The following is a 4,332-nucleotide window of genomic DNA, read 5'->3' as shown; positions in this document are numbered from 1 at the left end:
TCACGGATGACCGCCGCTGCCACCCCGCCCCCGGTGTTCCGGTCCGCAGGACTGTTGACACTCCTTCACCGGCACCTCCACTCTGCCTGGAGAGCGCTCTCCCACTCCCGGACCGCAAGGAGATGCCGTGCATCGGAACCAACCCCCCACACCCCGGACGGGGCGCCCACGCCCGTCCGTGCGGACCCCGCGCACTCTGCTCGTCTTCCTTCTCGCCCTGGCCACCGCCGTTCTCGGCCTGGCCGGAACCGCCACCGCGGAGCCCGACGGGCCGGCCGCGGCACGGGACGTCGCCACCGCCCCGGAGGCGCGCGCGGGCTCGGTGGTCGAGGTCGTGGGCACCCAGGGAGACTGGCAGCTCCTGGTCGACGGCGCGCCGTTCGAGGTGCGCGGCCTCACCTGGGGCCCGGCCGTCGAGGACGCCCGGAGCTATCTGCCGGACCTCGCGTCCATGGGTGTCAACACCATCCGCACCTGGGGCACCGACGAGTCGACCCTGCCGCTGCTGGACGCGGCCGCCGACCACGGCATCAAGGTGATCGCCGGCTTCTGGCTCCAGCCGGGCGGCGGGCCGGGCAGCGGTGGCTGCGTCGACTACGTCAACGACTGGGACTACAAGGGCTGGATGCTCTACCAGATGAACCTCTGGGTCGAGGAGTACCGCGACCACCCCGCCGTCCTGATGTGGAGCGTGGGCAACGAGTCACTGCTCGGGCTCGGCAACTGCTACGACGGCGCCGAGCTGGAGGAACAGCGCGCCGCCTACGCCGAGTACGTCAACATCGCCGCGCTGGAGATCAAGGACCTGGACTCCGCTCACCCCGTCACCTCGACGGACGCCTGGACCGGCGCCTGGCCGTACTACGACGCCCACTCCCCCGATCTGGACCTGTACGCCATCAACTCCTACGGCTCGGTCTGCGACCTGCGGCAGACCTGGGAGGACGGCGGCTACACCAAGCCCTACCTGCTGACCGAGGGCGGCCCGGCCGGGGAGTGGGAGGTCGAGGACGATGTCAACGGCGTGCCGCTGGAGCCCACGGATGTCGAGAAGCGGGACGGCTACCCCGCCGCGTGGGAGTGCCTGATGGCCCACGAGGGCGTGGCCCTGGGCGCCACCATGTTCCACTACGGGGTGGAGTCCGACTTCGGCGGCGTCTGGTTCAACCTGGTGCCCGACGGCGAACGCCGTCTGGCCTACCACGCGGTCGCGCGCATGTACGGCGGGCAGGTCCCGGCCAACTCGCCGCCGGTCATCACCGATCTGACGGCCGAGGGACGGACCGCGGTGCCCGCCGGCTCCACGTTCACCCTGAGCGCCGACGTCCACGACCCCGACGGCGACCCCCTCGACCACGAGGTGAAGCTCAGCAGCAAGTACGTGGACGACGACGGTTCCCTGCGCGACGCCGAGTTCACGCGCGCCGCGGACGGCACCCTGACCGTCACCGCGCCCGGGCGGCTGGGGGTGTGGAAGGTGTACCTGCTGGTGCGTGACGGCCGGGGCAACGTGGGGATCGAGACCACCTCGGTCAACGTGGTGCCGCCGCAGCCGCCGGGCACCGGTCTCAGCGAGGGCCGCCCCACCACCGCCTCCTCCTTCCAGGAGTTCGGAGACGGCGCGCCGTACCTCCCGGAGCACGCCACCGACGGCGACTACGGCACCCGGTGGGCGAGCGACTGGAGCGACCCGCAGTGGCTCCGCGTCGACCTGGGGTCGGTCCGTACCTTCGACCACGTCCAGCTGGCCTGGGAGACCTCCTTCGCGCGGAGCTACGAGATCCAGGTCTCGGACGACGGCGCGGCGTGGACCACGGTGCACCGGGTGACCGACGGGCAGGGCGGCGTGGACAGCCTCGACGTGACCGGCACCGGCAGGTACGTGCGGATGCTCGGCACCGAACGCGGGACCGGCTGGGGCTACTCGCTGCTGGAGTTCGGCGTGTACGCCTCCTGAACCACGCACCCACGCCGGTCACTTCGCGCCGCGGCGTGAAGTGGCCGGCGTGGTGAACGGGCCCTCGCGTCCCGGCCGGTCGGCCGGGACGCGAGGGCCCGTTCGTGGTTCGGTCGGACTCCGCTCAGGCGCGGGGCAGTTCGTAGTTCTCGTCGAGCACGGCGCCGTGCTCGGGGTTGTACTGGTCGTAGCCGCGCGGGTCGCACTGGAGGCCGCCGTTGATGCACTGCTCGACCATGGCGGCCAGCGTGGGCTCGTCCCAGGCGTTGAACACGTCGTAGTGGAAGGAGTAGCCGCGTCCGCTGGAGAGATGGACGTCGGAGAGGTCTCCGTCCACCGGGAACGCCATCTTGAACTCGACCATCGGCACGGCCACGGGGTGGCTCGTGGGACAGACGTCCGCACCGTCGACGACGACCGGATAGGACATGTGGCTCTGGTGGTCGGGCGAGTCCAGGTGCCGGCCGTCCCAGCAACTGGGCGCCTGGTACCGGACGTTCAGCTGGCTGCCTTCGGGGCAGTGGGCGGGGATGTCCGCGTTGTTGTAGGAGTCGCCGCACTCCCAGCCCTCGACGGAACCGTCCAGGAACTCCTCGGCGCTCTGGAACGGGTCGCCCACGACGTAGCGCAGCCCCGTCGGGAAGGGCCGGACGCTGGTGTGGTCGCGGATGCCCGACTTGTAGTAGATGACCTGGACACCGCGCGGGTCGACCGCCTCGTCCCCCCGGTAGAGGGTGGGCATCCAGTAGGCGGACCGGTCACCCGGCGCCAGGCAGGAGGTCCCGCCGGCGAGCAGGGACTCGGTGGTGGAACCGGCGTGCGTCGAGTCGTTGCCCATGAAGGTGTGGAAGTGCGAGGCGCCCGGCATGCCGGGGTAGACGATCGGGTCGTCCGGCAGGCGGTGGGTGGGCGCGCAGTTGGCCTGGAACTCGCGGTGTTCGGCGAAGGGCGGGTTCTCCAGGGGCTCGATGCCCTCGACCGGCTCGTCCACAGGTATCCACTCGCCGGGCGGGGCCGCCTGGAGCGCCGCGTGTCCCTGGTGGGCGTCGGCGGCGGGCGCCTCGGTTTCGGGGGCGTCTCCCGCCGAGGCGGTGCCGCTCATCACGGTCAGCCCGGAGGCGACCAGTGTTCCCGAGGCGGCGATCAGCGCGCCGGACAGCCATCGTGACCTTCGGATCATGTGGGGGCCTCCGTGAGGGGGGCCTGCGCGCCTGTGGGCACGCAGGGTCGGAGCGGGCCGCGTCCGGCCACTGGAGAGCGCTCTCCGAGGAGTGTCACGCCACCGCTGACGGGGTGTCAACCCGTCGCGCGGCACGGGAACTCGTCACGTGGCACGGGAACGCGGGGATCACACGGAGAGCCCGGAGGGCGGCGGCGGGACGGTCAGCGGCCGCCCTCGCCGAGGATGACCGAACGGGTCAGGTGGCGCGGCGTGTCCGGGTCCAGGCCGGCCTCCAGCGCGACGGCGACGGCCAGCCGCTGCGCGCGGACCAGGTCGGCCATGGGGTCCAGCGGTTCTCCGCCGCTGAGCGCCGTTCCGCGCCCGGCGGAGCGGTGCGGGTCGGAGCCGGCGACCAGCGCGCCGCCGGTGGCGCCGATCTCCTCCTCCAGGCCGACCGGGAGCCCGCCGAAGACCCACACCGCCCGGCCGGGGCCGGTCACGCTGATCGGGCCGTGCCGGTACTCCATGGCCGGGTACGCCTCGGTCCACGCTCCGGCCGCCTCCCGGAGCTTGAGTGCGGCCTCCTGCGCCAGGCCGTAGGTCCAGCCCGTGCCGAGGAAGGTGTGCTGTTCCGCCGTCACCGCCGCTGCGGGCAGCTCGCCGGCGAGGGCGCGTTCGGCATCGGCGACGGCGGCGTCCAGGCTCTCCCCGAGCGCCGCCCGGAGCAGGGCGAGGGCGCTGGTGGCGAACCGGGTCTGGACGACCGACTGTTCGTCGGCGTGGTCGAGGACGACGGCGTGGTCGACGGCCGCGGCCAGGGGCGCGGAGCCGTCCGCGCTCACGCCGGTGAGCACGGCCGAACCACGCAGCGCGGCCGCCAGCTCCAGCACCTCGGTGGTGGTACCGGAACGGCTGATCAGGACGACCCGGTCGTAGCGGCGCCCGACGGGGAAACCGGAGGCGGGCCAGGCGTCGGTCTCGCCCGCACCCGATGTCTCGCGGAGCGCGGCGCAGCTCTGCGCGATGAACCAGGAGGTGCCGCAGCCGACGACGGCGACGCGTTCCCCGGTGGCGGGGAACGCGTCGCCGAGGTGTGCCGCCAGTTCGGCGGAGCGTCGCCAGCAGGCGGGCTGGGTGGCGATCTCCGCGGCCGTGCGGGAGATCGCGCCGGGGTGTGCCGTCATCTGCGTTCCTCCGTCGGGTGGGGTGGGGC

Annotated in this window: 3 protein-coding genes; 1 reads left to right on the top strand and 2 read right to left on the bottom strand. The window is 72.8% G+C overall.

The genetic code is table 11. The annotated features are described in order from the left end of the window. The first annotated feature begins 178 nt into the window (after nucleotides 1-178). Nucleotides 179-1,957, top strand: coding sequence for a discoidin domain-containing protein (locus E0D90_RS23985; protein ID WP_438827444.1), 1,779 nt, complete (start codon nucleotides 179-181; stop codon nucleotides 1,955-1,957). A gap of 124 nt (nucleotides 1,958-2,081) precedes the next feature. On the opposite strand, the gene E0D90_RS23980 is transcribed toward E0D90_RS23985, so the two are convergent. Next, complete coding sequence (locus E0D90_RS23980) at nucleotides 2,082-3,137, bottom strand: DUF1996 domain-containing protein (protein ID WP_130800054.1); 1,056 nt, start codon at nucleotides 3,135-3,137, stop codon at nucleotides 2,082-2,084. Nucleotides 3,138-3,340: 203 nt separating this feature from the next. Beyond that, nucleotides 3,341-4,303 carry an SIS domain-containing protein gene (locus E0D90_RS23975; protein WP_174856257.1) on the bottom strand — a complete coding sequence of 321 codons (963 nt, stop codon included), beginning with the start codon at nucleotides 4,301-4,303 and terminating at the stop codon, nucleotides 3,341-3,343. Nucleotides 4,304-4,332 lie beyond the last annotated feature (29 nt).

Source organism: Streptomyces otsuchiensis, from assembly GCF_004305975.1.
Lineage (GTDB): Bacteria > Actinomycetota > Actinomycetes > Streptomycetales > Streptomycetaceae > Streptomyces > Streptomyces otsuchiensis.
This window is presented reverse-complemented; position numbering and strand designations above follow the sequence as displayed.

Bases quoted from the DNA above. Each gene is read 5' to 3' on its own strand.
- E0D90_RS23980 (WP_130800054.1), bottom strand. From the start codon at position 3,137: ATGATCCGAAGGTCACGATGGCTGTCCGGCGCGCTGATCGCCGCCTCG.
- E0D90_RS23975 (WP_174856257.1), bottom strand. From the start codon at position 4,303: ATGACGGCACACCCCGGCGCGATCTCCCGCACGGCCGCGGAGATCGCC.